This is a genomic window from Pseudomonas songnenensis, assembly GCF_003696315.1.
Taxonomy (GTDB): Bacteria; Pseudomonadota; Gammaproteobacteria; order Pseudomonadales; family Pseudomonadaceae; genus Stutzerimonas; species Stutzerimonas songnenensis.
In genome coordinates this window covers 676,920-703,560 of sequence record NZ_RFFN01000001.1, presented here as the reverse complement: position 1 = coordinate 703,560, position 26,641 = coordinate 676,920, and the positions used below count along the sequence as shown (strand labels likewise).

Sequence of the window (26,641 nt, the reverse complement as noted above, 5' to 3'; positions counted from 1 at the left end):
GACGCCATCGGCCGTGCACGCAAGACGCCAGGGTAGGCGCTGCGGCTCAGCGCGGCCTGACGCCATCCAGGATCAGCGCCTGCAGACTCCTGAGCGTTTCCTCGAAGAAGGCCGGATCATCCAGCGTCTTGCCGGCCACGGCCTCGACCTGCACGCGGAAGTCGGCGTAGTGCTGGGTGGTCGCCCAGAGCGAGAAGATCAGGTGATGCGGCGCGATGGGCGCGAGCTTGCCGGCGTCGATCCAGGCCTGGATCACCGCGACCTTGTTCTCGACCAGATCGTGCAACGGCTGCTGCAGCTCGCCGAGCAGCAGCGGCGCGCCCTGCATGATCTCCATGCAGAACAGCCGCGATTCGGCGGGATGGTCGCGGGAGAGTTCGAGCTTGACCCGCAGGTATTCGCGGATCGCCTCGACTGGGTCCTGCTCAACGCTGAATGCTTGCAGTGGCTGCAACCAGACCTCCAGCAACTGCCGCAGGACGTTGATGTACAGCTCTTCCTTGCTGCCGAAGTAGTACAGCAGGTTGGTCTTGGAAACGTCGGCCTGCGTGGCCACCTGATCGAGGCTGGTGCCGTGCAGGCCGAAGCGGGAGAACAGCTCAAGCGCGGCGTGGAGGATGCTGGTGCGCTTGCTTTCGATCATGCGCAGGCGGCGGTCCTGGGCGCTGGCGCTTGGTACGCGGGTCGCACCCTTGAGCCGAGGGGTCTTGCTGGCAGTGAGGCGCTTGCGGGGCGGAACGGGAGGCTGATCTGTCACGGGATTACCGGCTGGGTTCGAACGAGTCGCTACTGTAGCGCGGCGAGTGTGTGGCGCACGAGCGACGAAGGCGGCTGCGACTGCTGCACGATCTTCGTGCGCCGCGCACAAACCAGGTGCTCCGATTCAGACCAAATGGTCCACATCGCACCACACAAGCGACTTATATCGTTGATAAGAAAGGCAATTCACTTTCTGGCCTGCATCCTGCTAATGCACCTTCGACCCTGCCCGTCACGTTCGGGCAGCGCTTTCTAGCCATTGCGTACAGAGGTGCTACCCATGGATGTTGGTGTTTTCATTCCGATCGGCAACAACGGCTGGCTCATCTCCGAGAATGCGCCGCAGTACATGCCGAGCTTCGAACTGAACAAGGCCATCGTGCAGAAGGCCGAGGGCTACGGATTCGACTTCGCGCTGTCGATGATCAAGCTGCGCGGCTTCGGTGGTAAGACCGAGTTCTGGGAGCACAACCTGGAATCCTTCACGCTGATGGCGGGCCTGGCCGCGGTCACCAGCAAGATCCAGCTGTTCGCGACTGCCGCAACGCTCACCCTGCCGCCGGCCATCGTCGCGCGCATGGCTTCGACTATCGATTCGATCTCCGGCGGCCGCTTCGGTGTGAACCTCGTCACCGGCTGGCAGAAACCGGAATACACGCAGATGGGCATGTGGCCGGGGGATGAATTCTTCGGCACTCGTTATCAGTATCTCGGCGAGTACGCCCAGGTGCTGCGCGACCTCTGGGCCACCGGCCGCAGCGACTTCAAGGGCGAGCACTTCCAGATGGAGGACTGCCGAGTCAGCCCGAAACCTCAGGCGGACATGAAGATCATCTGCGCCGGCTCATCCGATGCCGGCATGGCCTTCTCGGCGCAGTACGCCGACTACAACTTCTGCTTCGGCAAGGGCGTGAATACCCCGACCGCTTTCGCACCGGCCACCGAGCGACTGCTCAAGGCCACCGAGAAGACCGGCCGCCACGTCACTTCCTGCGTGCTGTTCATGGTGATCGCCGACGAAACCGACGAAGCCGCTCGGGCCAAGTGGGAGCACTACAAGGCCGGCGCCGATGAGGAAGCCATCGCCTGGCTTGGCGAGCAGGGTGCCGCCGACAAGGGCGCCGACAGCAACATCCGGCAGATGGCCGACCCGACTTCGGCAGTGAACATCAACATGGGAACGCTGGTGGGTTCCTACGCCAACGTGGCAAGGATGCTCGATGAGATCGCCACCGTACCCGGCATGCAGGGCGTGATGCTGACCTTCGACGATTTCCTTGAGGGCGTCGAAGCCTTCGGCCAGAAGATCCAGCCGCTGATGCAGAGCCGCCGGCACGTCACCGCGCTGAAGGAATCGGCCTGATGAACGCCGTCGAACAGATCTCCGGCTACGGCCTGAGCGCAACGGACGAACCTGTGCAACTGCCGGCACGACCCGAGCCGCTGGCGATGAAGGCGAGCGAAACCGCGCTGATCGTGGTGGATATGCAGAACGCCTACGCCAGCCGCGGCGGCTATCTCGACCTGGCAGGTTTCGATGTTTCGGCGACCCAGCCGGTGATCGCGAAGATCCGCCAGGCACTGGGCGCAGCCCGCGCCGCCGGCATGCAGGTGATCTTTCTGCAGAACGGCTGGGACAACGGGTACGTCGAGGCGGGCGGGCCGGGTTCGCCCAATTGGCACAAGTCCAATGCGCTGAAGACCATGCGCAAGCGTCCGGAACTGGCCGGCTCGCTGCTGGCCAAGGGCGGTTGGGATTACGCGCTGGTGGATGAACTGGCGCCGCAGCCCGGCGACATCCTGGTGCCCAAGCCGCGCTACAGCGGTTTCTTCAATTCGCAGCTGGACAGCACCCTGCGCGCCCGCGGCATCCGCAACCTGGTGTTCACCGGCATCGCCACCAACGTGTGCGTGGAATCGACCCTGCGCGACGGCTTCCACCTGGAATATTTCGGTGTGGTGCTGGCCGATGCCACCCACCAGGCCGGGCCGGAATTCGCCCAGCAGGCGGCGCTGTACAACATCGAGACGTTCTTCGGCTGGGTGTCCAGCGTCGACGCCTTCTGCCAGAGCTTCGCGACCACGCCAGAGGTGGCGGTAGCCAGCTGATTACCCCAAGTGCCCGACCGCGACGCCCGCAGAGGCGTCCGCCGGGTTCGCCTGAATGCCTTGCAAGGAATCAACCACATGCCCAAGCAATCGATCATCCCCGCCGGCACCGGCAAACCGCTCGCGCCCTACGTGCCCGGCTCCATGGCCGATGGCGTGCTCTACGTCTCCGGCACCCTGCCGTTCGACAAGGACAACAACGTGGTCCACGTCGGCGACGCCGCCGCCCAGACCCGCCATGTGCTGGAAACCATCAAGGGCGTCGTCGAGGCTGCCGGCGGCAACATGGACGACGTCACCTTCAACATGATCATGCTCACCGACTGGGCCAACTACGCCAAGGTCAACGAGGTGTACGCCGAGTACTTCCCCGGCGAGAAGCCCGCGCGCTACTGCATCCAGTGCGGGCTGGTGAAGCCCGATGCGCTGATCGAGATCGCCAGCATCGCCCACGTCGGCCAATAGCGCCTGCAGGGCGGGCCGTCCGGTCGCGCCGGCGGCCCGCATCTCGACCCCGCGGAGGTATGACATGCACTACGAACTTCATGGCCGCATGGAGCCGGATGCACCGACCCTGGTGCTCAGTTCCGGCCTCGGCGGCGCCGCTGCCTTCTGGACGCCGCAGCTGCCCGCTCTGACCCAGGACTACCGGGTGCTGGTCTACGATCAGTTGGGGACCAACAGGAGCCCGGCGAACCTGCCGGCGGGCTATTCCATCGAATCCATGGCAGTGGAATTGCTGGAGCTGCTGGATACCCTGGGCATCCGCCGCTGCCATTTCATCGGCCATGCACTCGGCGGGCTGGTCGGCTTGCAGATCGCCCTGCTGCGGCCGCAGCTGTTGCAGAGCCTGGTGCCGATCAATGTCTGGAGCAGCCCCAACCCGCACAGTGCGCGCTGTTTCGCGGTGCGCCTGAAACTGCTACACGACAGCGGCCCGGCAGCCTATGTACAGGCGCAGTCGCTGTTCCTCTACCCGGCCGACTGGATCGCGGCCAACAGCGAGCGACTGGCACGCGACGATGCCCATGCACTGGCGCATTTCCCACCGACGATGAATCTGGTGCGGCGCATCGAGGCACTGCTGGCCTTCGATATAGAGGCCGAGCTGCCGCGCATCACCACCCCGATCCTGCTGATCGCCAACCGCGACGACATGCTGGTGCCCTGGCAGCGTTCGCAGCACCTGGCCGCCGTCCTGCCCAACGCCCAGCTGGCGCTGCTGAACTACGGTGGCCACGCGTCCAGCGTCAGCGACAGCGAACCCTTCAACCAGATCCTGCTGGACCATCTTGCCGAGCAATGCGGCCAGGTCGCAGCAGCCTGAGGACCCGAACATGCACGCCCCCATCGACTCGAATGCCCTCGCGACGCTGTTCAGCGAGGCCCGCACCCACAGCGCCTGGCTGGACAAAGCGCTACCGGATGCCCTGCTCGAACAGCTCTACGACCACGTCCGCCTCGGTCCGACCGCGGTCAATAGCTGCCCGGCGCGCTTCGTCTTCGTACGCAGCGCCGAGGGCAAGCAGAAGCTCGCGCCCTGCCTGTCCAAGGGCAATCTGGACAAGACCCTGGCCGCGCCGGTTACGGTGATCGTCGCCTATGACGAGGACTTTCCGGAAACCCTGCCGGAGCTGTTTCGCCACGCCGACGCGCGCAGCTGGTACGCCGGCCAGCCGGCACTGATCACCGAGAACGCACTGCGCAACAGCTCGCTGCAGGCCGGCTACCTGATCCTCGCCGCCCGCGCCCTGGGGCTCGATTGCGGACCGATGTCCGGCTTCGACGACAAGGCATTGAACGAGGCCTTCTTCGCCGGCACCACCTGGAAATCCAATCTGTTGATCAACCTCGGCTACGGCGATGCCAGCAAGCTGCGCGACCGTCTGCCACGCCTGCCCTTCGACCGCGCCTGCGTCCTCGCCTGATGGAGAACCGACCATGCAACTGGCTCAATGCGAAACCACCAGTCAATTCAGCGCTCCAGTGATCCGTCAGGATTATCGTGATGCCATGGCGCGCCTGGCCGCGGCGGTCAATATCATCACCACCGACGGCCCCAGCGGCCGTGCCGGCTTCACCGCCACCGCGGTGTGCAGCATCACCGACGAACCGCCGACGCTGCTGGTGTGCCTGAACCGCAGCGCATCGGCACATCCCATCGTCATCGCCAATGGGCAGCTGTGCGTGAACACCCTGGCCGGTGCGCAGCGGGACTTGTCCAACCTGTTCGGCGGCAAGACGCCGATGGCCGAGCGCTTCGCCGCAGCGCAATGGAGCACCGGCGTGACCGGTTCGCCGCTGCTCGACGGCGCCACGGTGTCGTTCGACTGCCGCATCAGCCACAGCGCCAGCGTCGGCACCCACGACATCCTCTACTGCGAAGTGCTCGCCGTGTACCGCCGTGACAGCAGCGACGCGCTGGTGTACTTCGGCCGCAACTACCACGGCCTTTCAAGCAGCTGAGCAAACGAATGCTCTCCCATCGGGCGGGCTTGGGCGCATCCGCGGTGCAGAATGCGGTGGGCTGAAGCCCACCCTACAAAACCTCGAAGCCTTCTGCGCCTGCGCTACACGTCGCATCCCTCGTAAGGCGGGCTTCAGCCCACCAGAGCGCGCTAACTCGCCACAAGCCGGCGACAAGACCGCTATCGCAAACATCCTCGTAACCCAATCCAAGCCTACCCATCTGTTGCGCAATGCCTGGCACTACCCGATACGCACTCGTATCAGCCATAAATGTTATGTTATAACTAATCAATCAATCTTGCCGGGCACCCGCTCATGACCGAAGCCGAACTTCTCGCCCAACCCGCCGAGGCGTACATGAACGCCGAACAACAGGCCTTCTTCCGCGACCTGCTGCTGCACCAGCGACAGGAATTGCAGAGCCGCATCGCCGAGGAATTCGACGCCTTGCGCGAAGTTGAACCCAGCAGCGATCCAGCCGACATCGGCAGTGCCGAAGAGCAGCGCCAGTGGCAGCTGCGCGTGTTGGAGCGGGAAAAGAAGCTGCTGGACAAGATCGACGATGCGCTGGACGCCATCGCCCGCGGCGAGTACGGCTGGTGCGCCGAAACCGGTGAACCCATCGGCCTGCAGCGCCTGCTGTTGCGCCCCACCACGACGCTGTCCATCGAGGCGAAGCAACGCCAGGAACAGCGCGAAAAACACCAACGATCCGCCTGAGAGACCGCCATGAACCGCCTCCCCGTTACCGTCCTGTCCGGCTTCCTCGGTGCCGGCAAGAGCACCCTGCTCAACCACATCCTGAAGAATCGCGAAGGCCGCCGCGTGGCGGTGATCGTCAACGACATGAGCGAGATCAACATCGACGGCAACGAGGTGCAGCGCGGCGTCAGCCTCAATCGTGCCGAAGAAAAGCTGGTCGAGATGAGCAACGGCTGCATCTGCTGCACCCTGCGCGAAGACCTGCTCGAAGAGGTCGGCAAACTCGCCCGCGAAGGCCGTTTCGACTACCTGTTGATCGAGTCCACCGGTATTTCCGAACCACTGCCGGTGGCCGAAACCTTCACCTTCCGCGACGAGCAGGGCCAGAGCCTGGCCGATCTGGCTCGCCTGGACACCATGGTCACGGTGGTCGACGGGGTGAACTTCCTGCGCGACTTCCACGAGGCCGAGAGCCTGGCCAGCCACGGCGAAACCCTTGGCGAGGACGACGAACGCTCGGTCACCGAGCTGCTGATCGAACAGGTGGAGTTTGCCGACATCATCCTGATCAGCAAGATCGACCTGATTTCCGCCGCCGAGCGCGAAGAGCTGATCGCCATCCTCGGCAGGCTCAACACCCACGCCGAGATCCTGCCGATGAGCATGGGCCAGGTGCCGCTCGACCGAATCCTCGACACCGGCCGTTTCGATTTCGAACGCGCTGCGCAGGCGCCGGGCTGGCTCAAGGAAATGCGCGGTGAGCATGTGCCGGAAACCGAGGAATACGGCATCGCCTCCACCGCCTATCTGGCGCGCCGGCCGTTCCACCCACAACGCTTCTACAACTTCCTCAACCGCGAGTGGAGCAACGGCCGCCTGCTGCGCTCCAAAGGCTTCTTCTGGCTGGCCACCCGGCCAGAGGAAGCAGGCAGCTGGTCCCAGGCCGGTGGGCTGATGCGCTACGACTACGCCGGGCGCTGGTGGCACTTCACCCCGGAGTCGGCCTGGCCGAGCGACAGCGAAAGCCGCACGGCAATCCTGGCCAAGTCCCGCGGTGAGTTCGGCGACTGCCGCCAGGAGCTGGTCTTCATCGGGCAGAACATCAACTTCGACCAGCTGCGCCGCGAACTCGACGCCTGCCTGCTGAACGACAGCGAGTGGGCCGTAGGCGTCAACGGCTGGCTGCGCCTGCCGGACCCGTTCGGCCCCTGGCACGAGCAGGTCGCCTGATGCTGGCGCAGCAGATCATTCGCCCACAGCCACGCCAACTGCTGGGCGATTCTCCCGCGATACTCGGCGAAGCGCTGAACGATGGCGTCAACCTCGCCGTATGGCAGCGCCAGCTGCCGCTGCACATTGCCGAGTTCGCCGACACGCTGCTGGCCCTGGGCGAACCGCTGGCGGAATCGTTGGCGCTCGAACCGGCCGGCGACGGTGAGCTGCAGCTGCCAACCCTGGCGGCGGCCTATCGGGACCTTGCCGGCCATGCCGGTTTCGTCGCCGACGTGGCCTGGCTGGTGCGGGCGTTCAGCTGCCTGGTCGATGCGCGGCGCATTGGCTTGCGTCTGCGCATGCTGGACAAGCCCATGTGCCCGCGCTTTCACGTCGATCATGTCCCCCTGCGACTGATCACCACCTACGCCGGCGCAGGTAGCGAATGGCTTCATGAGGGCGGTATGCCGCGTCGGCGTCTGGGTGATCCGGCCGCCGAGCCGACCGACCCGGCTGCCATCCAGCAGCTCGGCGCTGGCGACGTGGCGTTGTTCAAGGGAGAGAAATGGCTAGGTAACGAAGGCGCCGGGATCATTCACCGCTCGCCGCAGGCGACAACGGCTGAGCGCCGTCTGATCCTGACGCTGGACTGGCTGAGCTAAAGCAAAAGGGCCGCAACTGCGGCCCTCCGGATCGACGAGAGCCGATCACGCGGCCATCTTTTCGCACTCTTCAGCACACTTGCGGCAGGCGTCGGCACAGGCCTGGCAATGGTCGTGCTTGTGCTTGCCGCACTCCGCGGCACAGTCGCGGCAGACCTGCGCGCAGAGCTTGCAGAAGGCCTTGGCGTAGGGGCTGTCGCGGGTCATCAGCACTGCCGCGATCGCACACATGTCGGCGCAGTCACGATCGAGCTCGATGCAGCGCGCCATCATCTTCACGTCATCCTCGCGCAAGCAGGATGCCGCACAGGTCTCGCAGACCAGGGCGCAATTGGAACAGGCCTGGATGCATGACTGGTAACTGGAATTGAGCATGGGATGTCCTCCATCTGGTGTGCCAGCGAAATGCGGTACGGCGGGGCCCTCTCCGGGCCACGCGAACCGCCCCTTACTAGCTAGGGGTTGGACGGTCCGGCGAAGTTCAATCCGTTCGCCGGATGGCCTCTTGCAGCATGGCGCAGCGCAGCCACGGCAGCGCCGTTACAATGGCCGCCCCGCAAACCTTCTCCGACGCCGTAACTGCCATGCCCTTTACCCTGTCCGCGCCCTGCGAGTTGCTGGAAGTCATCAGCAAAAGCCGCTTCCTGGCCAAGGCCGCACCGGTGCAAAGCCCGGAAGAGGCGCAGGCGTTCGTCCAGGCGGTCAGCGACCCCACGGCGACCCACAGCTGCTGGGCGTGGAAGATCGGCAATCAGTACCGCTTCAGCGATGACGGCGAGCCCGGCGGCACGGCGGGTCGGCCGATGCTCACCGCCATCGAAGGGCAGGATTTCGACCGGGTCGCGGTGGTGGTGATCCGCTGGTTCGGCGGCATCAAGCTCGGCACTGGCGGCCTGGCCCGTGCCTATGGCGGCACCACGGCGAAGTGCCTGCAGGCCGGCGAGCGCAGCGAGCTGGTATCGCGCTCGCGCTGCCGCTGTCATTGCCGCTTCGCCGAGCTGGCACTGTTCAAGGCGCGCCTGGCGGAGTTCGAAGCGCTGCTGGAAGCCGAGCATTTCGATGCCGAAGGCGCGACGCTGGAGCTTGCCCTTCCCGCCGCTCAGCTGCAGCCGCTGGAAAGATTGCTCGCTGATATCACCCGCGGGCGCAGCCAGCTGGAAGCATTGGACTAGAGCCTGCGTTGCCCACAAATACTGTGGACCCAATTGTGGATAACATTTGTATGGCCGTCTGCGAAGCGCTAGCGGCGGGCCCCCGAGAAGTCTGCACATTTTTTGACCAACCCGCTTCCAGCGCCCCAATGGAGTGCGTTAAACGCTTGAATTACTGCGTTTTTTGACTGAGCAGTCGGCTACTGACGTTTTGCCAACAATCGCGTTCTGCCACCCCAAGGTTATGCCCGAATCGAGTGGAGAACTTTGTGGATAACATTGGGAACAACCTCGCCAGCCCCCGTCAGAACTGGGCTGCAGACCGCTGGTCAATTAATCGCCAAATCGCGCCAATGGCCATGAAGCGGTCATCCGGCTGTCATCCAAGGGTGCTACGCCGGACAAACTGGTCGGCTGGCATATCAGTTGCTCCAACCCGCCGATAGAATGCCCAGACACCCGCAAGACGAGAATTTCGCGATGCACGACTGGCTCAACAACCTGCCCAAGGCCGAACTCCACCTGCACCTGGAGGGCTCTCTGGAGCCTGAACTGATGTTCCGCCTGGCCGAGCGCAACAAGATCGCCCTGCCCTGGAACGACGTCGAAGCCCTGCGCAGCGCCTACAACTTCGGCAACCTGCAGGAATTTCTCGATCTCTACTATGCCGGCGCCGACGTGCTGCGCACCGAGCAGGACTTCTACGACCTGACCTGGGCCTACCTGCAGAAGTGCGAAGAGCAGAACGTGGTGCACACCGAACCCTTCTTCGACCCGCAGACCCACACCGACCGCGGAATACCGTTCGAGGCCGCGCTCAACGGCATCAGCGCGGCGCTGGCCGATGGCCGTGAACTGCTGGGCATCAGCAGCGGGCTGATCCTCAGCTTCCTGCGTCATCTGCCGGAAGAGGAAGCCTTCAAGACCCTGGAACAGGCGCTGCCCTATCGCAACGCGTTCTTCGCCGTCGGCCTCGACAGCTCCGAAGTCGGCCACCCGCCGAGCAAGTTCCAGCGCGTGTTCGACAAGGCACGTGCCGAAGGCTTCCTGACCGTTGCCCATGCCGGCGAGGAAGGTCCGCCCGAGTACATCTGGCAGGCACTGGATCTGCTCAAGGTCAGCCGGATCGACCACGGTGTGCGTGCCGCGGAAGACCCGAAGCTGATCGCCCGGCTGATCGAGGAACAGATCCCGCTGACGGTCTGTCCGCTGTCCAACACCAAGCTCAAGGTGTTCGACGACATGCGTCAGCACAACATCCTCGACCTGCTGGAACAGGGCGTGAAGGTCACGGTGAACTCCGATGACCCGGCCTACTTCGGCGGCTACGTGACGGAGAACTTCGTCGCGCTGCACGAGAGCCTGGGCATGACCGAGGAACAGGCCCGCCGCCTGGCACAGAACAGCCTGGACGCGCGCCTGGCCTACTGAACCCGTCCGTCGGCGAAGGCCGACCTGCGGCACCATGGCTCGTCCCGCGGGCCATGGCAGCGCCTAGACTGTGCCGCGTCTACTACACGAGGAGATCGCCATGCACATTCTCGTCCGCCCCATGACGCCCCATCCAGACAGCGCCTGGCAGGTAAGTCTCGACCGACAGAAAGTCACCTTTCGCAGCGAAGCCGAGGCACGCGCCTTCGTCGAGACCCTGCGCCGTCGCCTGCAGGCGCCGCATCCCTTGCCACTCAGTGCCTGATCGTCATTCCGTGCTGGCGCGTGCCGTGGTGTAAGCCACGACCGTTGCCAGCAGGCCGCACAGGCTGATGATCGCCGCCAGCGGCACCGCCGTGCCGTTGTGCAGCGCCCCCACCGCGGACGCCGCGATGGCCGCGATGGTGAACTGCATGCTGCCGAGCAGCGCCGAGGCGCTGCCGGCATTGGCGCGCTGATCGGCCATGGCGCAGGCGGTGGCGTTCGGCAGCAGGCAGCCCAGGCAGGATACGCAGCAGAACAGCGGAATCAGCAACGGCCAGAGCGATTCGGGCTGCGCCGCCGCAACCGCCAGCAACGCCAGCGCACTGCCGAAGAAGAACCACACCCAACGCCGCACCCAGAACTCCGGCCCGCGCCAGCGCACCAGTCGCACGTTCACCTGCGCCATCAGGATGAAGCCCGCCGCATTGATACCGAACAGCCAGCCGAAATGCTCCGGCTTGATGCCGTACAGCTCGATGAAAACGAACGGCGAACCGGTGATGTAGGCGAACATGCCGGCCATGCACAGCGCGCCGGTCAGTACGTGGCCGATAAAAAAGCGATCGCGGAACAGGCGCAGGTACTGCCCTAGCGCGCCTGACATCGGCTGGCGCGGCAGCCCGACCGGATAGGTTTCCGGCAGCCACAGCGTGACCGCCACCAGGCAGATCGCGCTGAACAGCGTCAGCAGGATGAAGATCGACGGCCAGCCGAACGACGCCAGCAGCGCGCCGCCCGCCACCGGCGCGAGGATCGGCGCCAGGCCCATCACCAGCATCAGCTGCGAGAACACCTTGGCGCTGGTCATCGGATCGCACAGGTCGCGCACCACGGCCCGCGCCACCACCATGCCGGCGCAGCCACCGAGCGCCTGGACGAAGCGGACGCCGATCAGCCACTCGATGGACGGCGCAAAGGCGCTCGCCAGCGATGCCAGGGTGAATAGCGTCACGCCGATCAGCAGCGGCCCGCGCCGCCCGTAGCGATCGGCCAGCGGCCCGTAGACCAGCTGACCGATGGCCAGGCCGATGAAATAGGCGGCCAGCGATAGCTGCACGTGATCGACGCTGGTGCCGAACGATTGCGCCAGCAAGGGGAAGGCCGGCAGGTACATGTCGATCGCCAGGGGACCGAACGCGCTGAGCGCGCCCAGTATGAGAAGAATCCGCAGGGACATCGGAGGCTCGCAAGCTGAAAGAAGACGTGGCCGGGTGCGTTGTTGGGACCTCGACCGTGCCCGGGAATTTGCACCGGCGTGCAAGATGCTGTTACATACACCGCCGATTGTAAACATGCATCGCGACGAGATGCGCCGTTACACTGGCCGCCTCCATCGCTGCTGGACGCCCGAAGCAGCCGTCATCTGCCTGAACCTGCCCATGCGCCGAACCAAAGAAGAAGCCGAGAAAACCCGTATCGCCATCCTCGCCTCCGCCGAGCGGTTGTTTCTGGACAAGGGGGTGGCCCACACCAGCCTCGACCAGATCGCCCGTGATGCCGGGGTGACGCGAGGGGCGGTGTACTGGCACTTCCAGAACAAGGCGCACCTGTTTCACGAAATGCTCAACCAGATTCGCCTGCCACCCGAGCAGATGACCGAGCGTCTGTGCAGCTGCAATCAGCAGCAACCGCTGCAGGCACTGATCGCGCTGCGCAACCTGACGGTCGATGCCATCAGCACGCTGGCCAGCAACGAGCAGAAGCGCCGGATCTTCACCATCCTGCTGCACAAGTGCGAGTTCACCGATGAGCTGCGCGAAGCCGAAGAGCGCCACCACGCCTTCATCAACCAGTTCATCGACCTGTGCGAGAACCTGCTGCGCAACGCCTCGGCCTGCCTGCGCCCGGGCGTCACGCCGCGACTCGCCGCGCTGTCCCTGCATGCCCTGGTGGTCGGGCTGTTCACTGACTGGACGCGCGACACCGAACTGTTCGCCCCGGAGGTCGATACCAGGGCACTGATCGACCCGCTGTTCCGCGGCCTGGTCCGCGACTGGCCGGACGACCCCGACCAGCCCACCGGTTGAGCGATCAGCTCACCTGATACCCCTCTTCGCTGATCGCCTCACGGATCGCCTGCTCGCTGGCACTGCTCTGCACCTGCACGGTTCCGGCCGCCAGGTCCACCTGCACCTGCGCCTGCGGGTCCAGCGCCTGAATGGCCTGGGTTACCGCACGTTCGCAGTGGCTGCAGGTCATTGCGCTCACGTTGAATACTTGCATCGTCGCTCTCCTCGGCTGGTGATTGCGCCGATTCTCGACCTTGCCACCCGGGCAAGGTCAAGGCGCCTGCTGTCGCAGATCATGGTGTTGACCTTGCCATAGGGTTAAGGTCGATCCTGCGGCCATCGCAATCCCGAGGAGTCTCTACCATGTCCAGCGCCACCCATACGCTGCCGGTCAGCGGTATGACCTGCGCCAGCTGCGCCGGCCGCGTCGAGCGGGCCCTGCTCAAGGTACCTGGCGTCGCCGCCGCCAACGTCAATCTGGCCAACGAACAGGTGCGTATCGAAGGCCATGACCTGGGTGTGGCGACGCTGATCGAGGCCGTGGAAAAGGCCGGCTATGGCGTGCCGCTGCAGAACATCGAGCTGAATATCGAAGGCATGACCTGCGCCAGCTGCGTCGGCCGGGTCGAGCGGGCGCTGCTCAAGGTGCCCGGTGTACGCAGCGCCGCGGTGAACCTGGCCAGCGAGCGCGCGCATGTCGAAGTGATCGGCACGCCGGACCCGGCTGCGCTGATCCAGGCGGTCGAGGCCGCCGGCTACAAGGCAAGCGCTGGCGACCAGCAACGCCCCGAACAGGATGCCGAGCGGCGCCTGCAGCGCGAACGCTGGGCGGTGATCGCCGGCCTGCTGCTGGCTGCACCGCTGGTGCTGCCGATGTTCGGCGAACTGTTCGGGCAGCACTGGATGCTGCCGGCATGGATCCAGTTCCTGCTCGCCACGCCGGTGCAGTTCGTCCTCGGTGCGCGCTTCTACGTCGCCGGCTGGAAGGCGGTGCGCGCCGGTGCCGGCAACATGGACCTGCTGGTCGCCATCGGCACCAGCGCCGGTTACGGCCTGAGCCTCTATCAATGGTGGGCGACGCCGGCCGGGCAGATGCCGCACCTGTATTTCGAGGCTTCCGCGGTGGTCATCGCCCTGGTGCTGCTGGGCAAGTACCTGGAAAGCCGCGCCAAGCGCCAGACCAGCGCGGCGATCCGGGCACTGGAAGCCTTGCGTCCGGACCGCGCGACACGGGTGATCGACGGCCGCGAAGAAGACGTCGCCATCGCCGCACTGCGCCTGGACGACCTGGTGCTGGTCAAGCCCGGCGAGCGTTTCCCGGTGGACGGCGAAGTGATCGAGGGCGAAAGCCAGGCCGACGAAGCGCTGATCAGCGGCGAGAGCCTGCCGGTGAACAAGGCGCCGGGCGACCGCATCACCGGTGGCGCGATCAATGGCGAGGGTCGGCTGCTGGTGCGCACCACCGCGCTCGGTGGCGAGACCGTGCTGGCGCGGATCATCCGTCTGGTGGAAGACGCCCAGGCCGCCAAGGCGCCGATCCAGAAGCTGGTGGACAAGGTCAGCCAGGTGTTCGTCCCGGCGGTGCTGGTGATCGCCGTGTTCACCCTGATCGGCTGGCTGCTCACTGGCGCGCCGGCCGAAGTTGCACTGATCAATGCGGTCGCGGTGCTGGTCATCGCCTGCCCGTGCGCCCTCGGCCTTGCCACACCGGCGGCGATCATGGCCGGCACCGGCGTGGCGGCGCGCCACGGCATCCTGATCAAGGACGCCGAGGCGCTGGAAGTCGCCCATGCGGTCACGGCCGTGGCCTTCGACAAGACCGGCACGCTCACCTCCGGCAAGCCGCAGATCATCCACCTGCATGCCGTGGACGGCGACGAAGCGCGGATCCTGCGTCTGGCCGGCGCCCTGCAGCGTGGCAGCGAGCATCCGCTGGCGCGCGCCGTGCTGGAGCGCTGCGAAGCCGACGGCGTCACGGTTCCCGATGTGCAGAAGAGCCAGGCGCTCAGCGGCCGCGGTATCGCCGGAACGCTGGATGGTCAGCAGCTGGCGCTGGGCAACCGGCGCATGCTCGAAGAGTACGGCCTGCAGCCGGGCGAGCTGCTGGAAACCGCCCAGCGCTGGGAAGCCGAGGGCCGCACCCTGTCCTGGCTGGTGGAACATGCCCCCGAGCCGCGCCTCCTCGGCCTGTTCGCGTTCGGTGACAGCCTCAAGGACGGCGCCGCCGCAGCGATTGCCGGGCTCGCGGCGCGGCATATCCGCAGCCACCTGATCACCGGCGACAACCGTGGCAGCGCGCGGGTGGTGGCCGAAGCGCTGCATATCGACGACGTGCATGCCGAGGTGCTGCCGGCAGACAAGGCCGCCACCGTGGCGGAGCTGAAGAAGGGCGGCGCTGTGGTGGCGATGGTCGGCGACGGCATCAACGATGCGCCGGCTCTGGCCGCGGCGGATGTCGGCATCGCCATGGGCGGCGGCACCGACGTGGCCATGCATGCCGCCGGCATTACCCTGATGCGCGGCGATCCGCGCCTGGTGCCGGCAGCGCTGGAAATCAGCCGGCGCACCTACCGCAAGATCCAGCAGAACCTGTTCTGGGCCTTCATCTACAACCTGGTGGGCATTCCGCTCGCCGCCTTCGGCTTTCTCAGCCCGGTGGTGGCCGGTGCGGCAATGGCCCTGTCGAGCGTCAGCGTGGTGAGCAACGCCCTGCTGCTGCGTTCCTGGAAACCGGAAGAATGATCGGGAGCACGCCATGAACATCGGTCAAGCCGCCAAGCACAGCGGCCTCACGGCGAAGATGATCCGCTACTACGAATCCATCGGGCTGCTCACGCCCGCCGGGCGCGGCGCCAATGGCTACCGCCATTACAACGAGCGCGACCTGCATCAGCTGGCCTTCATCCGCCGCGCTCGTGATCTGGGCTTCTCCCTCGAAGAGGTCGGCAAACTGCTGGCGCTGTGGCAGGACCGCCAGCGCGCCAGCGCCGACGTGAAAGCCCTGGCCGGCGCGCATATCGACGAGCTGAACCGCAAGATCGCCGAGCTGGTCGGCCTGCGCGACACCCTGCAGGAGCTGGTCGACCACTGCCAGGGCGACGATCGGCCGGACTGCCCGATCCTGCAGGGCATCGAAAGCGGCTGCTGCGCCGTAGCGTCGTCTCGTCCCGCCGCCATGCCTTCGTCGAACAAAGGCTGACGCGGGCACCCTCACCCCACGCCTGGCCACCACATCCCAACGCCAGCGTGCCGGCAGGCCACGACCGTTCCTCGATTTACGTTCAAGTTCGTATGCGCGCAGCCGACAGAGGAGCCGAAGACACCCGCGGACGGCCGATGCCTCCGTTCGGATCGAACTATTCATTTGATTTGGAACGCCATGAATAACTGGTTTGCAAACATCGGGGTCAGCAGGAAGCTCGCACTGGGCTTCGGTGCCGTGCTGGTCCTGACCCTCATCCTTGCCTGGAATGGCTGGGGCAGCCTCGGCAGCGTCATCCAGCGCAGCGGCTGGATGACCGAAATCTCGTTGCTGAACAAGACGCTGACTGACCTGCGCATCGCCCGCCTGCAATTCATGCTGGCCAACGGCGACGTCGAGTCCACCGAGCGCCTGGACAAGAACCTCGGCATCTACCTCGCGCAGCAGACCCAGCTGCTCAATACGTTCAAGAACCCCGCCAACGTCGCCCAGCTCAAGGAGCAGGCCGGCTACAACGCGCAGTATCAGAGTTCGCTGAATGACATGCGCAAGGCCTATGCTCAGGCCAATGGCTCGCGGCAAGTCATTGATGGCGCCTCCGCCCGCCTGAGCGAGCTGACCGGCGGCGTCACGCGTCAGGTGTCGCAGCTTTCGGAGTACGACGAAGAGCGATTCGCACAGTTTCAGGCGATTACCGAGATCGAGGACGACGTGCAGCGTGCGCAATATCTGCTGCGCGTCTACATCGGCACGCCGGGCAACGAAGCAGCGAAGGCCATCTTCGCCCAGCTGGACGCCACGCAGGCCTCGCTGGCGCGCCACACCGCCGTGCTCGACGCCACCAGCGGCGCCGCGCTGCAGCAGATTCGCACAGTGCTCGACGAGTACCGCAGCGCCATCCAGGCGCTGGAGACGGCCACCCAGGCGATCGCCAAGGCGCGCCAGGAGATGACCGATCAGCAGAAGGAAATCGTCCGCATCAGCGACTCGCTCTACCAGTTCCAGCTGGATCAGCTCGAGGTGGAAAGCGCCGCTGCCCGTACGCGCCTGATTGTCAGCACCCTGCTGGCGCTGCTACTCGGAGCGCTGGCCGCCTGGCTGATCACCCGCCAGATCGTGCTGCCGCTGCGTGCCACCATGGCCGATGTCGAGCGCATCGCTTCCGGCGACCTCAGCGAAACCGCCCAGATCCACCGTCGCGACGAGCTCGGTGTGCTGCAGCGTGGCATCCAGCAGATGGGCTCGACCCTGCGCGAGCTGATCGGCGGCATCCGCGACGGTGTCAGCCAGATCAGCGCGGCAGCCGAGGAGCTGTCGGCCGTCACCCAGCAGACCAGTGCCGGCGTGAACAGCCAGAAGGAAGAAACCGACCAGGTCGCCACGGCCATGCATGAGATGTCGGCGACCGTTCAGGAAGTGGCGCGCAATGCCGAACAGGCCGCCCTGGCCGCCACCGAGGCGGACAGCGAAGCCCGGGAAGGCGATCGTGTGGTGACCGAGGTGGTGACGCAGATCGAGCGCATGGCCACCGCCGTGGTGCGCTCCACCGAGGCGATGACCGCACTGCAGGAGGAAAGCGACAAGATCGGCAGTGTGATGACGGTGATCCGCGCCGTGGCCGAGCAGACCAACCTGCTGGCGCTCCACGCCGCCATCGAAGCCGCCCGTGCCGGCGAGGCCGGCCGCGGATTCGCCGTGGTCGCCGACGAGGTGCGCGGGCTGGCGCAGCGCACGCAGAAATCCACCGAGGAAATCGAAGGGCTGGTCGCTGCGCTGCAGAACGGCACGCAGCAGGTCGCCTCGATCATGCACACCAGTCGCGACCTGACCGACAGTGGTGTCGAGCTGGCGCGCCGCGCCGGCGCGTCGCTGGGCAACATCACCCGTACCGTGTCGAACATCCAGGCGATGAACCAGCAGATCGCCGCGGCGGCCGAAGAGCAAAGCGCGGTGGCCGAGGAAATCAGCCGCAGTGTGGTGAATGTGCGTGATGTGTCGGAACAGACCGCCGCCGCCAGCGAGGAAACCGCTGCATCGAGCACCGAGCTGGCGCGTCTGGGCGGTCAGTTGCAGATGATGGTGAGCCGCTTCCGGCTCTGAGATGAGGCACCGCGAGGCAGGACCTGCCTCGCGGTGCAGCGATCAGCTGGCCTGGGATTGCAGGTAGTTCTGCAGACCGATGCGATCGATCAGGCCGAGCTGCTGCTCGAGCCAGTAGGCGTGGTCTTCTTCGGTGTCGTGCAGCTGCAGCGCCAGCATGTCGCGGGTCGGGTAGTCGCCATGCTGCTCGGCCAGCGCGATGCCCTGGGCCAGCGCAGCACGCACCTTGTACTCCAGCGCGAGATCGCTGCGCAGCATTTCAGGCACGGTATGCCCCGGATGGATCGGCTCCGGCGTCATGTCCGGCGTGCCTTCGAGGAAAAGGATGCGCTTGAGCAGTGCATCGGCGTGCTGGGTTTCCTCTTCCATCTCGTGGTTGATGCGCTCGTAAAGCTTGCTGAAGCCCCAGTCGGCGTACATCCGCGAGTGCAGGAAATACTGGTCGCGCGCCGCCAGTTCGCCGCGCAGCAGCTCCTTCAGATAGTCGATTACCGGTGCCTGGCCTTGCATTGCGTATTCCCCATGACTGATGCGCCTCTGACAGCGGGCAAGCATCCCCGCTGAGTCTGTGCCGGTCAAGCGTTGCGCAGCCGCAGCTGCGCCATTCCCCAGTGTGGCAGAACCCGCACAGAAAGCGACCGCCCGGTCACATCATTGGCAGTACTTTGCCGGCGAACTCCTGCGACGGCGCGGGGCTCTATTGTCAGTCCCAGCGCCTTCAACGCCATTCAGTCAGGAGCCCCGATGACGTCAACGCCAGCTTTCCCAGTGTCCAAGGCCTGGTTGACGATCATCGTCTGTGCGCTGCCGCTGCTCGGCGGCTGTTCCTCGGAAGCCGAGCCATCGCCCGAGCCGCCGCGGGTGGCGCTGGTCGAACCGCTGCAGCCGGCCAGGCCGGAGGCCGAGGCACTGCGTTTCTCCGGTGTGGTGCAGAGCGTGACCAGCACCCAGCTGTCGTTCGAGGTGGTCGGGCGCATCGAGCGCATCCTGATCGACGAAGGTGCCCGTGTTCGCCGCGGGCAAGCCTTGGCCCAGCTGGACCGCACCGACTATCGCCTGCAGATGCGTGAGGCCGAGGCGCGCCTGCGCCAGCTCGAAGCAGACCTGGCGCGCAAGCGCACCCTGCTCGCCGAAGGCATCCTCGCCCCCGCCGCCATCGAGGCGCTGGAGGCCAACACGGTGGCCGCCCGCGTGGCCCGCGACAGCGCCCAGCGCAATATCGATCACAGCACCCTGACGGCGCCATTCGACGGCGTAGTGGCGCGCCGCCTGGCCGAGCCGGACATGGTGGTCGCGGTCGGCACGCCGGTCTTCGAAATGCAGGACAACCGCCATATCGAGGTCAGCGTCGATCTGCCGGAAAGCGCGGCGCTGAGCGTTCCGCTCGGGCCCGAGCTCAAGGCCGAGGCCGAGCTGGTGATCGCCGACCTGCGCCTACCGCTGCGCTACAAGGAACACAGCACCCAGCCGCGCGAAGGCGCGCGCACCTACCGGCTGGTGCTGCAGGGCGAACCGCCGGAGGATTTCAACCTGCTGCCCGGTATGGCCATGCGCGTCAGCCTGGAGCGCCCCGCCCGGCCACAGACGGACGATGACGGCTTCCGCCTGCCGCTGTCGGCACTGCAGACCGACAGCAACGGCAAACACTTCGTCTGGCAGGCCGACGACGGCCGCGCCCGCCGCCATCCGGTTCAGCTGCAGCAGGTCGATGGCGATCAGGCGCTGATTCGCGGCGACGCACTGCAGGCGCAGATGCCAATCGTGGTAGCGGGTGGCAGCAAGCTGCACGAAGACCAGGCGATCGAAGCGCGGGAGCGGAACTGAGCCGATGGATTTCGCCCGTTACGCCATCACCCGCCCGGTCAACATCTGGATTCTGGTACTGATCTGCCTGTTCGGCGGCATCCTCGCCTTCTTCGAGATCGGCCGCCTGGAAGACCCGGAATTCACCATCAAGCAGGCCATCGTCAATGTGCAATACCCCGGCGCCACGGCGCTGGAGGTCGAGCAGCAGGTGACCGAGCCGCTGGAAAGCGCCATCCAGCAGATGTCGCAGATCAAGGAGATCCGCTCGCGCTCGATGCCGGGCATCGCCGAGATCCGCGTGGAGATGCAGGACCGCTACGCCGGCGATGCGCTGCCGCAGATCTGGGACGAGCTGCGCAACAAGATCAACGATGCCCAGGGCGACCTGCCGCCGGGCATCGAGCCGCCGATGGTGAATGACGATTTCGGTGACGTATACGGCATCTTCTACGCCCTGACCGGCGACGGGCTGACCCTCAAGGAGCTGCACGAAACGGCCAAGGACCTGCGCCGCGCCCTGCTCACTGCAGATGGCGTCGGCAAAGTGGAGATCGCCGGGGTACAGGAAGAACGCATCCTGGTGGAGGTCGATCAGGCGCAGCTGGCCGCACTGGGCGTCGCCCCGGACGAGATCGCCGCGGCCCTGGCCGATACCGATGCCGCGGTGGATGCCGGTGGCGTCAATGCCGGCGACTTCTTCGTGCGGCTGCGCCCGAGCGGTGCCTTCGACTCTCTCGACGAGTTGCGTGCACTGCCGGTCGGCCAAGGGCCACAACGGGTCGAACTGGGCGCCATCGCCAAGCTATCGCGAGAATACGCCGAGCGGCCACAACAGATCATCCGCCACAACGGCCAGCAGGCGCTGACGCTCGGCATCAGCGGGGTATCCGGGGCGAATATCGTCGAGATCGGGCATAGCGTCGAAGCTGTCCTGCAGGCCAACGAGCACCGTATGCCGCTGGGCGCCGAGCTGCATCCGCTGTATGAACAGCACCAGATCGTCGACGAGTCGGTGAACAGTTTCGCGCTCAACGTGTTCCTCTCGGTGGCCATCGTGGTCGGCGTTCTGTGCATTGCCATGGGCATGCGCGCCGGCTTCATCATCGGTGCGGTGCTGTTCCTCACCGTGCTTGGCACACTGCTGGTGATGTGGCTGGTGGGCATCGAGCTGGAACGGATTTCCCTCGGCGCGCTGATCATCGCCATGGGCATGCTGGTGGACAACGCGGTGGTGGTCTGCGACGGCATGCTGGTGCGCCAGCGCCAGGGCAAGAGCATTCTCGAAGCCTCGCAGCAAACGCTGCGGCAGACGCAATGGCCGCTACTGGGCGCAACCATCATCGGCATCCTCGCCTTTGCGGGAATCGGCCTGTCCCAGGACACCACTGGCGAATTCCTCTTCTCGCTGTTCTTCGTCATTGCCGTGTCGCTGCTGCTCAGCTGGTTGCTGGCCCTGCTGCTGGTACCGCTGTTCGGCCATTACCTGCTGCGCAATGCCGGCACCGACCAGGACCCCGATGCGGCCTACAACGGCCCCTGGTACAACCGTTATCGGCGCCTGGCCGGTGGCGTGCTGCACCGGCCCTGGCTGACCATCGGCGTGCTGCTGGTGCTGACGGTGGTCAGTGCCGTGATCTTCACCCGCCTGCCGCAGAGCTTCTTTCCGCCGTCGAGCACACCGCTGTTCTACGTCAACCTGTTCCTGCCCCAGGGCACGCATATCCGCGATACGGCGCGCACCGCGACTGACGTCGAGGAGTACCTGGCGGAGATGGAGGGCGTCAGCGGCGTGTCCAGCTTCATCGGCGCCGGGGCCTCGCGCTTCATGCTCACTTACATGCCGGAGCAGCCGAACTCATCGCTGATGCACTTCCTCGTGCGCACCGAGGATGCCGAGCTGATCGACGGCCTGGTCCGGCAGATCAACCAGGAGTTGCCGCAGCGCTACCCATCGGCTGACGTCACGGCCGCTCAGTTCATGTTCGGTCCCAATGCCGAGGCCAAGCTGGAGGCACGCATCAGCGGCCCGGACATCGACGAGCTACGGAGGATATCTGCCGAGGGTCGCAAGCGACTGCAGGATGAGGGCAAGGTGTTCAACGTGCGCGACGACTGGCGTCAGCCGGTGCTGGTGCTGCGCCCGCAACTGGCACTGGATCGCCTTGCAGACGCCGGGCTGACCCGCCAGGCGGTGGCGCGTGCACTGGCTGCCGGCAGCGAGGGCCAGCGGGTCAGTCTGCTGCGTGAGCGCGACGAGCTGATCCCGGTGCTGCTGCGCGCCGCGCCGGATGACCGCATCGGCAGCGACGACTTGCTGCAACGGCTGATCTGGAGCCCGGCGGGCAACGGCTACGTGCCGCTGGCGCAGGTCGCCGACGGCATCGAGCCGACCAGCGAAGACAGCATCATCGTGCGCTACGACCGCGAGCGCACCATCTCCATTCGCGCCGAGCCGCGGGATGGCGAGAACACCAACGAGGCGCACGAGCGCATTCGTCCGCTGATCGAGGGCATCGAACTGCCGGTCAACTACAGCCTGAAATGGGGCGGCGACTACGAACAGTCATCCGATGCCCAGCAGGCGCTGGCCAGCACGCTGGCAGTGCCCTACCTGGCGATGGTGCTGGTCACCGTGCTGCTGTTCGCCAAGGTGCGCCAGCCGCTGATGATCTGGCTGGTGGTACCCATGGCGATCTGCGGCGTGAGCTTCGGCCTGTTGCTCACCGGTCAGGCCTTCGGCTTCATGGCGCTGCTCGGCCTGCTCAGCCTGACCGGCATGCTGATCAAGAACGCCGTGGTGCTGGTGGACGAGATCGACCGGCAGATCGATGACGAAGTGCCACGCCTGACCGCCATCATCGAGGCCTCGGCGTCACGCCTGCGCCCGGTGATGATGGCTGCTGGCACCACGGTGCTGGGCATGGTGCCGCTGCTGTTCGACCCGTTCTTCGCCAACATGGCGGTTACCATCATGGGCGGCCTGGGCTTCGCCACGCTGCTGACCCTGCTCGCGGTGCCCTGTCTGTACCTGCTGCTGATGAAAGTGCGCCCGGAGGAAACCGCATGACTGCCAAGGCCCTGGCCGCCCCGCTGCTGCTCGCCCTGGCCCTGAGTGCCTGCTCCAGCGCACCGCAGCACGCCGATCCGCCACTGCCGGAAGGCTGGTTCAGTGCCGCCGGCGCGCAAGCGGCGGATGCCGAAACGCTGGCCGCCTGGTGGCGCCAGTTCGATGACCCACAGCTCAGCGCACTGGTCAGCCGCGCCATGCAGCAGAACCACGATGTGCGCCTGGCCATGGCCCGGGTCACCGCAGCGCGGGCTCAGCTGCGCCAGTCGCGTGCCGGCCTGCTGCCGAGCTTCGACCTGCCCGGTTCGGCCAGCCGCCAGTGGGTCGAGAACGATCAGGACGCCGAACCTGGAAGCCCGCTGGCCGACTTTATCCCTGACGACGATGTGATCAGCGTCGACACCTGGGAGCTGGCCTTGCAGGCCACCTGGGAGCTCGACCTGTTTGGCGCCAACCGCGCGCGGCGTGACAGCGCGGCCCGGCAACTGCGTTCGGCCGAGGCGCAGACGGTGGCGGCGCGGCTCGCCGTGGCCTCGAACACCGCGCAGGGCTATCTGCAACTGCGCGCGCTGCAGGGCCAGCGCGCCCTGCTGGTCGAAGGCATTGAAGTGGCGCGCGAGCTGGAGCGAATCGCCGGACTGCTGTTCCACGCCGGCGAGGTGACCCGGCTGGACGTGGAAGCCACCTCCGCCGAGCGCGCGTCGCTGGAAGCCGATCTGGATGAGCTGGATATCCACCTGGCGGAGGCGCAGCTGGCGCTGGACACCCTGCTCGCCGAATCGCCGGGCAGCACCGCCGCGCGCCTCGCCGCCAGCGCGCCGGTACCACTGGCAGAACAGCGCATCGCCCCCGGCCAGCCCATCGACCTGCTGCGCCGCCGTCCGGACCTGATTGCCGAAGCGGCACGGCTGGACGCCGCCGAGCTGCAATCACTGGCGGCTCGCCGCGACCTGTTTCCCAAGCTGGCGGTGCAGGCCGCGGTGGGCCGCTCCGGCTTCGCGCTGGGCGACGCCATTTCCAGTGCGTCGAACTTCGCCCGGGTCGGTGCCACCTTCGGCCTGCCACTGCTGGATTATCCACGCCGCGGCGCCGCCATCGACCTGGCCGATGCCGAGGGCGAGACGGCCTATGTCGCCTTCGAGCAGACGCTGGCCCGTGCGCTGGAGGAAGTCGAGCGGGGCCTGACAAGGATGGCCGGTCAGCAGCGCAGGCACGTATCGCTCAGCCGCACCCGCGAGCACCGCGAACGTGCGCATCGACTGGCGCAGCGCAGCTACGAGCTGGGGGAAGCCAACCTGAGTGAAGTGCTGGACGCCCAGCGTGGGGCGCTGCAGGCCCGCCAGCGGGCGCTGGAAGGCCGGACTGCGCTGGCGACGGCGCAGGTGGCGTTGTATGTGGCATTGGGCGGTGGGTGGCAGGCAGCGTCCGCCGATCGCGCGGACGCCGGGACAAGGTCTACCGAGCAATCGACGCAGTGACTAACCGGAGCCTTTGAAACCTCTGGCAAACCGGCAGCAAGACAGGACCGGCAGCCTCCGCCTGCTGCCGGAGGCTGCCGATCAGCCTCTCATCCATGGCGGCTCCGGCGGCTCATCCTTCGGCGCATCATCCGCCCCGCGCAAGGCCTCCCGGCGCTCCTGCTCGGCCAGCGTGGCCTTGATCTCGCGCATCACCGCGTCGATATCCGCGGCATCTTCGGGCTCGGCAAACTCGCCGGTCAGCTCGGTCTCGGTGGTCAGCTTGCCCTGCTCGTACAGCGCCCACATCTCCTTGGCGTAACGGGTGAACTTGAGTTCCGGCGCGAACTGTCCGAAATAGGCCGACATGTTGCCGACATCGCGTTCGAGCATCTCGAACGCATGGTTGTTGCCGGCCGCATCCACTGCCTGCGGCAGGTCGATGATCACCGGGCCGTGCTCGTCGAGCAGCACGTTGAACTCCGACAGGTCACCGTGCACCAGCCCGGCGCAGAGCATCTTGACCACTTCGTGAATCATGAACGCATGGAACTCGCGGGCATCGTCCGGATGCAGGTCGACGTCGTTCAGTCGCGGTGCGGCATCGCCATCCTCGCCGGCGATCATCTCCATCAGCAGCACGCCGTCGAGGAAATCGTAGGGCTTGGGCACTCGCACGCCGGCGTCGGCCAGGCGGAACAGCGCCGCCACCTCGGCGTTCTGCCAGTTGTCTTCCTTTTCCTTGCGCCCGTGCTTGGAGCCCTTGGCCATGGCGCGTGCGTCGCGGCTGCTGCGCACCTTGCGACCTTCCTGGTACTTCACGGCCTGGCGGAAACTGCGCTTGTTGGCCTCCTTGTAGACCTTGGCGCAGCGCAGCTCGTCGCCGCAGCGCACCACGTATACCGCTGCTTCCTTGCCGCTCATCAGCGGCCGCAGCACCTCGTCGATCAGGCCATCCTCGATCAGCGGTTCGAGTCGTTTAGGCGTTTTCATCAGCGGCTTGCAGGTCCTTCTCGGTCAGGGCGATGCTGCAGGTTACGGCAATCACGGGGCGGCTTCCATGCTCCCCATCGACTTTGAAAGCACGCTTTGGCTTGGCGCACGACCTGCGCAGGTCCGACAATCGCAGCATCAACCAGGGAGTCACGCCATGCTCGACCAGGACCGCTGCTGGCAAGCGCTATGTGAACGCGATGCCGCCTTCGATGGGCGCTTCGTGTTTGCCGTGCGCTCGACCGGCATTTTCTGCCGCCCCAGCTGCCCGGCACGCCGGCCGGCGCGCGAACGCGTGGTGTTCTACACCGACGCCGAGAAGGCCAAAGCCGACGGATTTCGCCCATGCCGACGCTGCTCGCCCTGCGGCCCGAGTCCGAGCGAGCAGCTCGATGCGTTGGTGGTCGCGGCCTGCCGCCTGCTCGATGAAACCGAGGCGCCGCTGCCGCTGCAGCAGCTGGCGATGCGTATCGGCTTGTCGCCGGCCTACCTGTCGCGTGCTTTCAAGGCCCGTACCGGTATGACACCCCACGCCTGGGCCGCAGCACGCCGCCGCGAGCGCTTGGAAGCTCGCCTGCCACAAGCCGATTCGGTTCTCGACGCGGCGCTTGCCGCCGGCTATTCGGGCACCCGCGCGCCCTATGCCGAAGCACAGGCGCTGACCCCGGCCCAGCGCCGCCGCAAGGGTGCAGGCGAAACCCTGCGCTACGCCCTTGCGCCCTGCCCGCTCGGCATGCTGCTGATCGCCGGCAGCGACAAAGGTATCTGCGCCCTGCTGTTCGGCGATGACGAAGCCGCGCTGGAAGAGGAGCTGCGGTCGCGCTTCGCCGCCGCGCAGCTGCAGCGCGACCAGGCCGGCCTGGGTGAATGGCTGCAGGCGATCATCGCGCAACTGGAAGAGCCACAGCGTGCCGCCCAGCTACCGCTCGATCTGCGCGGCACGGCCTTCCAGCAACGCGTCTGGCAGGCGCTGCAGCAGATACCGGCGGGCGAGACGCGGCGCTATGGCGAACTGGCCGCAACCCTCGGCAGCCATGCCCGCGCAGTGGCGCGCGCCTGTGCCAGCAACCCGGTCGGACTGCTGGTGCCCTGTCACCGCGTGGTCGGCAGCCAGCAGGCCTTGACCGGCTACCGCTGGGGCCTGCAGCGCAAGGCGGCGCTGCTCGAGCGTGAAGCCCGAGACGAGCCGGGAGCCTGAGCGGTTTTCGGCGGTCGGATGTATCAGCGCACCCACCGCAGGAAGCCCGC

At 66.1% G+C, this 26,641-nt stretch carries 26 protein-coding genes and 1 pseudogene; 21 read left to right on the top strand and 6 right to left on the bottom strand.

The genetic code is table 11. The features are described from left to right. Positions 1 to 46 precede the first annotated feature (46 nt). The gene (gene rutR, locus EA798_RS03195) at positions 47 to 757 is read right to left on the bottom strand and encodes an HTH-type transcriptional regulator RutR (protein WP_122098025.1); all 711 of its coding nucleotides are present in this window, start codon (positions 755 to 757) and stop codon (positions 47 to 49) included. 282 nt (positions 758 to 1,039) lie between these two features. Between rutR and rutA the strand changes: the two genes are divergently transcribed. The 9 genes from rutA to EA798_RS03150 all read left to right on the top strand — a co-directional run bounded on the left by rutA (position 1,040) and on the right by EA798_RS03150 (position 7,913). After that, positions 1,040 to 2,122, top strand: coding sequence for a pyrimidine utilization protein A (gene rutA / locus EA798_RS03190; RefSeq protein WP_122098024.1), 1,083 nt, complete (start codon positions 1,040 to 1,042; stop codon positions 2,120 to 2,122). Continuing rightward, positions 2,122 to 2,868: a pyrimidine utilization protein B gene (rutB, locus tag EA798_RS03185; protein WP_122098023.1), complete on the top strand. Its 747-nt coding sequence runs from the start codon at positions 2,122 to 2,124 to the stop codon at positions 2,866 to 2,868. The genes rutA and rutB overlap by 1 nt, the downstream gene beginning before the upstream one ends. Positions 2,869 to 2,946: 78 nt before the next feature. Next, the gene (gene rutC / locus EA798_RS03180; RefSeq protein ID WP_013984042.1) at positions 2,947 to 3,333 is read left to right on the top strand and encodes a pyrimidine utilization protein C; all 387 of its coding nucleotides are present in this window, start codon (positions 2,947 to 2,949) and stop codon (positions 3,331 to 3,333) included. A gap of 64 nt (positions 3,334 to 3,397) precedes the next feature. Then, positions 3,398 to 4,195 carry a pyrimidine utilization protein D gene (rutD, locus tag EA798_RS03175; protein ID WP_122098022.1) on the top strand — a complete coding sequence of 266 codons (798 nt, stop codon included), beginning with the start codon at positions 3,398 to 3,400 and terminating at the stop codon, positions 4,193 to 4,195. Between the two features lie 10 nt (positions 4,196 to 4,205). Continuing rightward, complete coding sequence (locus EA798_RS03170; protein WP_122098021.1) at positions 4,206 to 4,796, top strand: malonic semialdehyde reductase; 591 nt, start codon at positions 4,206 to 4,208, stop codon at positions 4,794 to 4,796. A gap of 13 nt (positions 4,797 to 4,809) precedes the next feature. Next, entirely contained in the window at positions 4,810 to 5,334 is a 525-nt protein-coding gene (rutF, locus tag EA798_RS03165; protein WP_122098020.1) for an NADH-dependent FMN reductase RutF, read from the top strand. Positions 5,335 to 5,652: 318 nt separating this feature from the next. Beyond that, entirely contained in the window at positions 5,653 to 6,057 is a 405-nt protein-coding gene (gene dksA, locus EA798_RS03160) for an RNA polymerase-binding protein DksA (protein WP_122098019.1), read from the top strand. A 9-nt stretch (positions 6,058 to 6,066) separates the two neighbouring features. Further along, the gene (gene zigA / locus EA798_RS03155; RefSeq protein ID WP_122098018.1) at positions 6,067 to 7,269 is read left to right on the top strand and encodes a zinc metallochaperone GTPase ZigA; all 1,203 of its coding nucleotides are present in this window, start codon (positions 6,067 to 6,069) and stop codon (positions 7,267 to 7,269) included. Beyond that, entirely contained in the window at positions 7,269 to 7,913 is a 645-nt protein-coding gene (locus tag EA798_RS03150) for a DUF1826 domain-containing protein (protein ID WP_122098017.1), read from the top strand. Before zigA ends, EA798_RS03150 begins: the two co-directional genes overlap by 1 nt. Positions 7,914 to 7,958: 45 nt before the next feature. Here the strand turns inward: EA798_RS03150 and EA798_RS03145 are convergent, their stop codons facing one another. Continuing rightward, complete coding sequence (locus EA798_RS03145; protein ID WP_106157595.1) at positions 7,959 to 8,288, bottom strand: four-helix bundle copper-binding protein; 330 nt, start codon at positions 8,286 to 8,288, stop codon at positions 7,959 to 7,961. Between the two features lie 209 nt (positions 8,289 to 8,497). On the opposite strand from EA798_RS03145, the gene EA798_RS03140 reads away from it, so the two are divergent. The 3 genes from EA798_RS03140 (at position 8,498) to EA798_RS20600 (ending at position 10,760) form a co-directional block, all read left to right on the top strand. Further along, on the top strand, positions 8,498 to 9,085 hold the full coding sequence (locus EA798_RS03140; RefSeq protein ID WP_102821368.1) for an IMPACT family protein: 588 nt from the start codon (positions 8,498 to 8,500) through the stop codon (positions 9,083 to 9,085). A 459-nt stretch (positions 9,086 to 9,544) separates the two neighbouring features. Continuing rightward, entirely contained in the window at positions 9,545 to 10,495 is a 951-nt protein-coding gene (locus EA798_RS03135) for an adenosine deaminase (RefSeq protein ID WP_122098016.1), read from the top strand. Positions 10,496 to 10,595: 100 nt separating this feature from the next. Then, positions 10,596 to 10,760: a hypothetical protein gene (locus EA798_RS20600; RefSeq protein ID WP_167462869.1), complete on the top strand. Its 165-nt coding sequence runs from the start codon at positions 10,596 to 10,598 to the stop codon at positions 10,758 to 10,760. 3 nt (positions 10,761 to 10,763) lie between these two features. Here the strand turns inward: EA798_RS20600 and EA798_RS03130 are convergent, their stop codons facing one another. Then, on the bottom strand, positions 10,764 to 11,936 hold the full coding sequence (locus EA798_RS03130) for a Bcr/CflA family multidrug efflux MFS transporter (RefSeq protein ID WP_122098015.1): 1,173 nt from the start codon (positions 11,934 to 11,936) through the stop codon (positions 10,764 to 10,766). 202 nt (positions 11,937 to 12,138) lie between these two features. Here EA798_RS03130 and EA798_RS03125 point away from each other — a divergent pair, with 202 nt between their 5' ends. Further along, a complete protein-coding gene (locus EA798_RS03125; RefSeq protein WP_122098174.1) occupies positions 12,139 to 12,786 on the top strand; it encodes a TetR family transcriptional regulator in 648 nt (215 codons plus the stop codon). 4 nt (positions 12,787 to 12,790) lie between these two features. On the opposite strand, the gene EA798_RS03120 is transcribed toward EA798_RS03125, so the two are convergent. Further along, positions 12,791 to 12,982, bottom strand: coding sequence for a heavy-metal-associated domain-containing protein (locus EA798_RS03120; protein WP_106157592.1), 192 nt, complete (start codon positions 12,980 to 12,982; stop codon positions 12,791 to 12,793). 149 nt (positions 12,983 to 13,131) lie between these two features. Here EA798_RS03120 and EA798_RS03115 point away from each other — a divergent pair, with 149 nt between their 5' ends. From EA798_RS03115 to EA798_RS20875, 4 genes and pseudogenes are all read left to right on the top strand, one after another. After that, complete coding sequence (locus EA798_RS03115; RefSeq protein WP_122098014.1) at positions 13,132 to 15,510, top strand: heavy metal translocating P-type ATPase; 2,379 nt, start codon at positions 13,132 to 13,134, stop codon at positions 15,508 to 15,510. A gap of 13 nt (positions 15,511 to 15,523) precedes the next feature. Beyond that, complete coding sequence (gene cueR, locus EA798_RS03110; protein WP_106157590.1) at positions 15,524 to 15,967, top strand: Cu(I)-responsive transcriptional regulator; 444 nt, start codon at positions 15,524 to 15,526, stop codon at positions 15,965 to 15,967. Positions 15,968 to 16,147: 180 nt separating this feature from the next. Further along, positions 16,148 to 17,167, top strand: a pseudogene (locus EA798_RS20880) (methyl-accepting chemotaxis protein); the annotation flags it as partial. Between the two features lie 39 nt (positions 17,168 to 17,206). After that, entirely contained in the window at positions 17,207 to 18,070 is an 864-nt protein-coding gene (locus EA798_RS20875; RefSeq protein ID WP_420849505.1) for a methyl-accepting chemotaxis protein, read from the top strand. Positions 18,071 to 18,112: 42 nt separating this feature from the next. Here the strand turns inward: EA798_RS20875 and bfr are convergent, their stop codons facing one another. Further along, positions 18,113 to 18,580, bottom strand: coding sequence for a bacterioferritin (gene bfr, locus EA798_RS03100; protein WP_106157588.1), 468 nt, complete (start codon positions 18,578 to 18,580; stop codon positions 18,113 to 18,115). Positions 18,581 to 18,814: 234 nt separating this feature from the next. On the opposite strand from bfr, the gene EA798_RS03095 reads away from it, so the two are divergent. The 3 genes from EA798_RS03095 to EA798_RS03085 are packed head-to-tail and all read left to right on the top strand — an operon-like array spanning position 18,815 to position 24,421. After that, positions 18,815 to 19,894, top strand: coding sequence for an efflux RND transporter periplasmic adaptor subunit (locus tag EA798_RS03095; protein WP_122098012.1), 1,080 nt, complete (start codon positions 18,815 to 18,817; stop codon positions 19,892 to 19,894). A gap of 4 nt (positions 19,895 to 19,898) precedes the next feature. After that, a complete protein-coding gene (locus tag EA798_RS03090) occupies positions 19,899 to 22,943 on the top strand; it encodes an efflux RND transporter permease subunit (RefSeq protein ID WP_122098011.1) in 3,045 nt (1,014 codons plus the stop codon). Next, on the top strand, positions 22,940 to 24,421 hold the full coding sequence (locus tag EA798_RS03085; protein ID WP_122098010.1) for an efflux transporter outer membrane subunit: 1,482 nt from the start codon (positions 22,940 to 22,942) through the stop codon (positions 24,419 to 24,421). Before EA798_RS03090 ends, EA798_RS03085 begins: the two co-directional genes overlap by 4 nt. 81 nt (positions 24,422 to 24,502) lie before the next feature. Here EA798_RS03085 and EA798_RS03080 read toward each other — a convergent pair whose 3' ends face one another. Beyond that, the gene (locus tag EA798_RS03080) at positions 24,503 to 25,393 is read right to left on the bottom strand and encodes a PA4780 family RIO1-like protein kinase (RefSeq protein ID WP_003283153.1); all 891 of its coding nucleotides are present in this window, start codon (positions 25,391 to 25,393) and stop codon (positions 24,503 to 24,505) included. A gap of 157 nt (positions 25,394 to 25,550) precedes the next feature. Here EA798_RS03080 and ada point away from each other — a divergent pair, with 157 nt between their 5' ends. Further along, positions 25,551 to 26,591 carry a bifunctional DNA-binding transcriptional regulator/O6-methylguanine-DNA methyltransferase Ada gene (gene ada / locus EA798_RS03075; RefSeq protein WP_122098009.1) on the top strand — a complete coding sequence of 347 codons (1,041 nt, stop codon included), beginning with the start codon at positions 25,551 to 25,553 and terminating at the stop codon, positions 26,589 to 26,591. Positions 26,592 to 26,641: the final 50 nt, after the last annotated feature.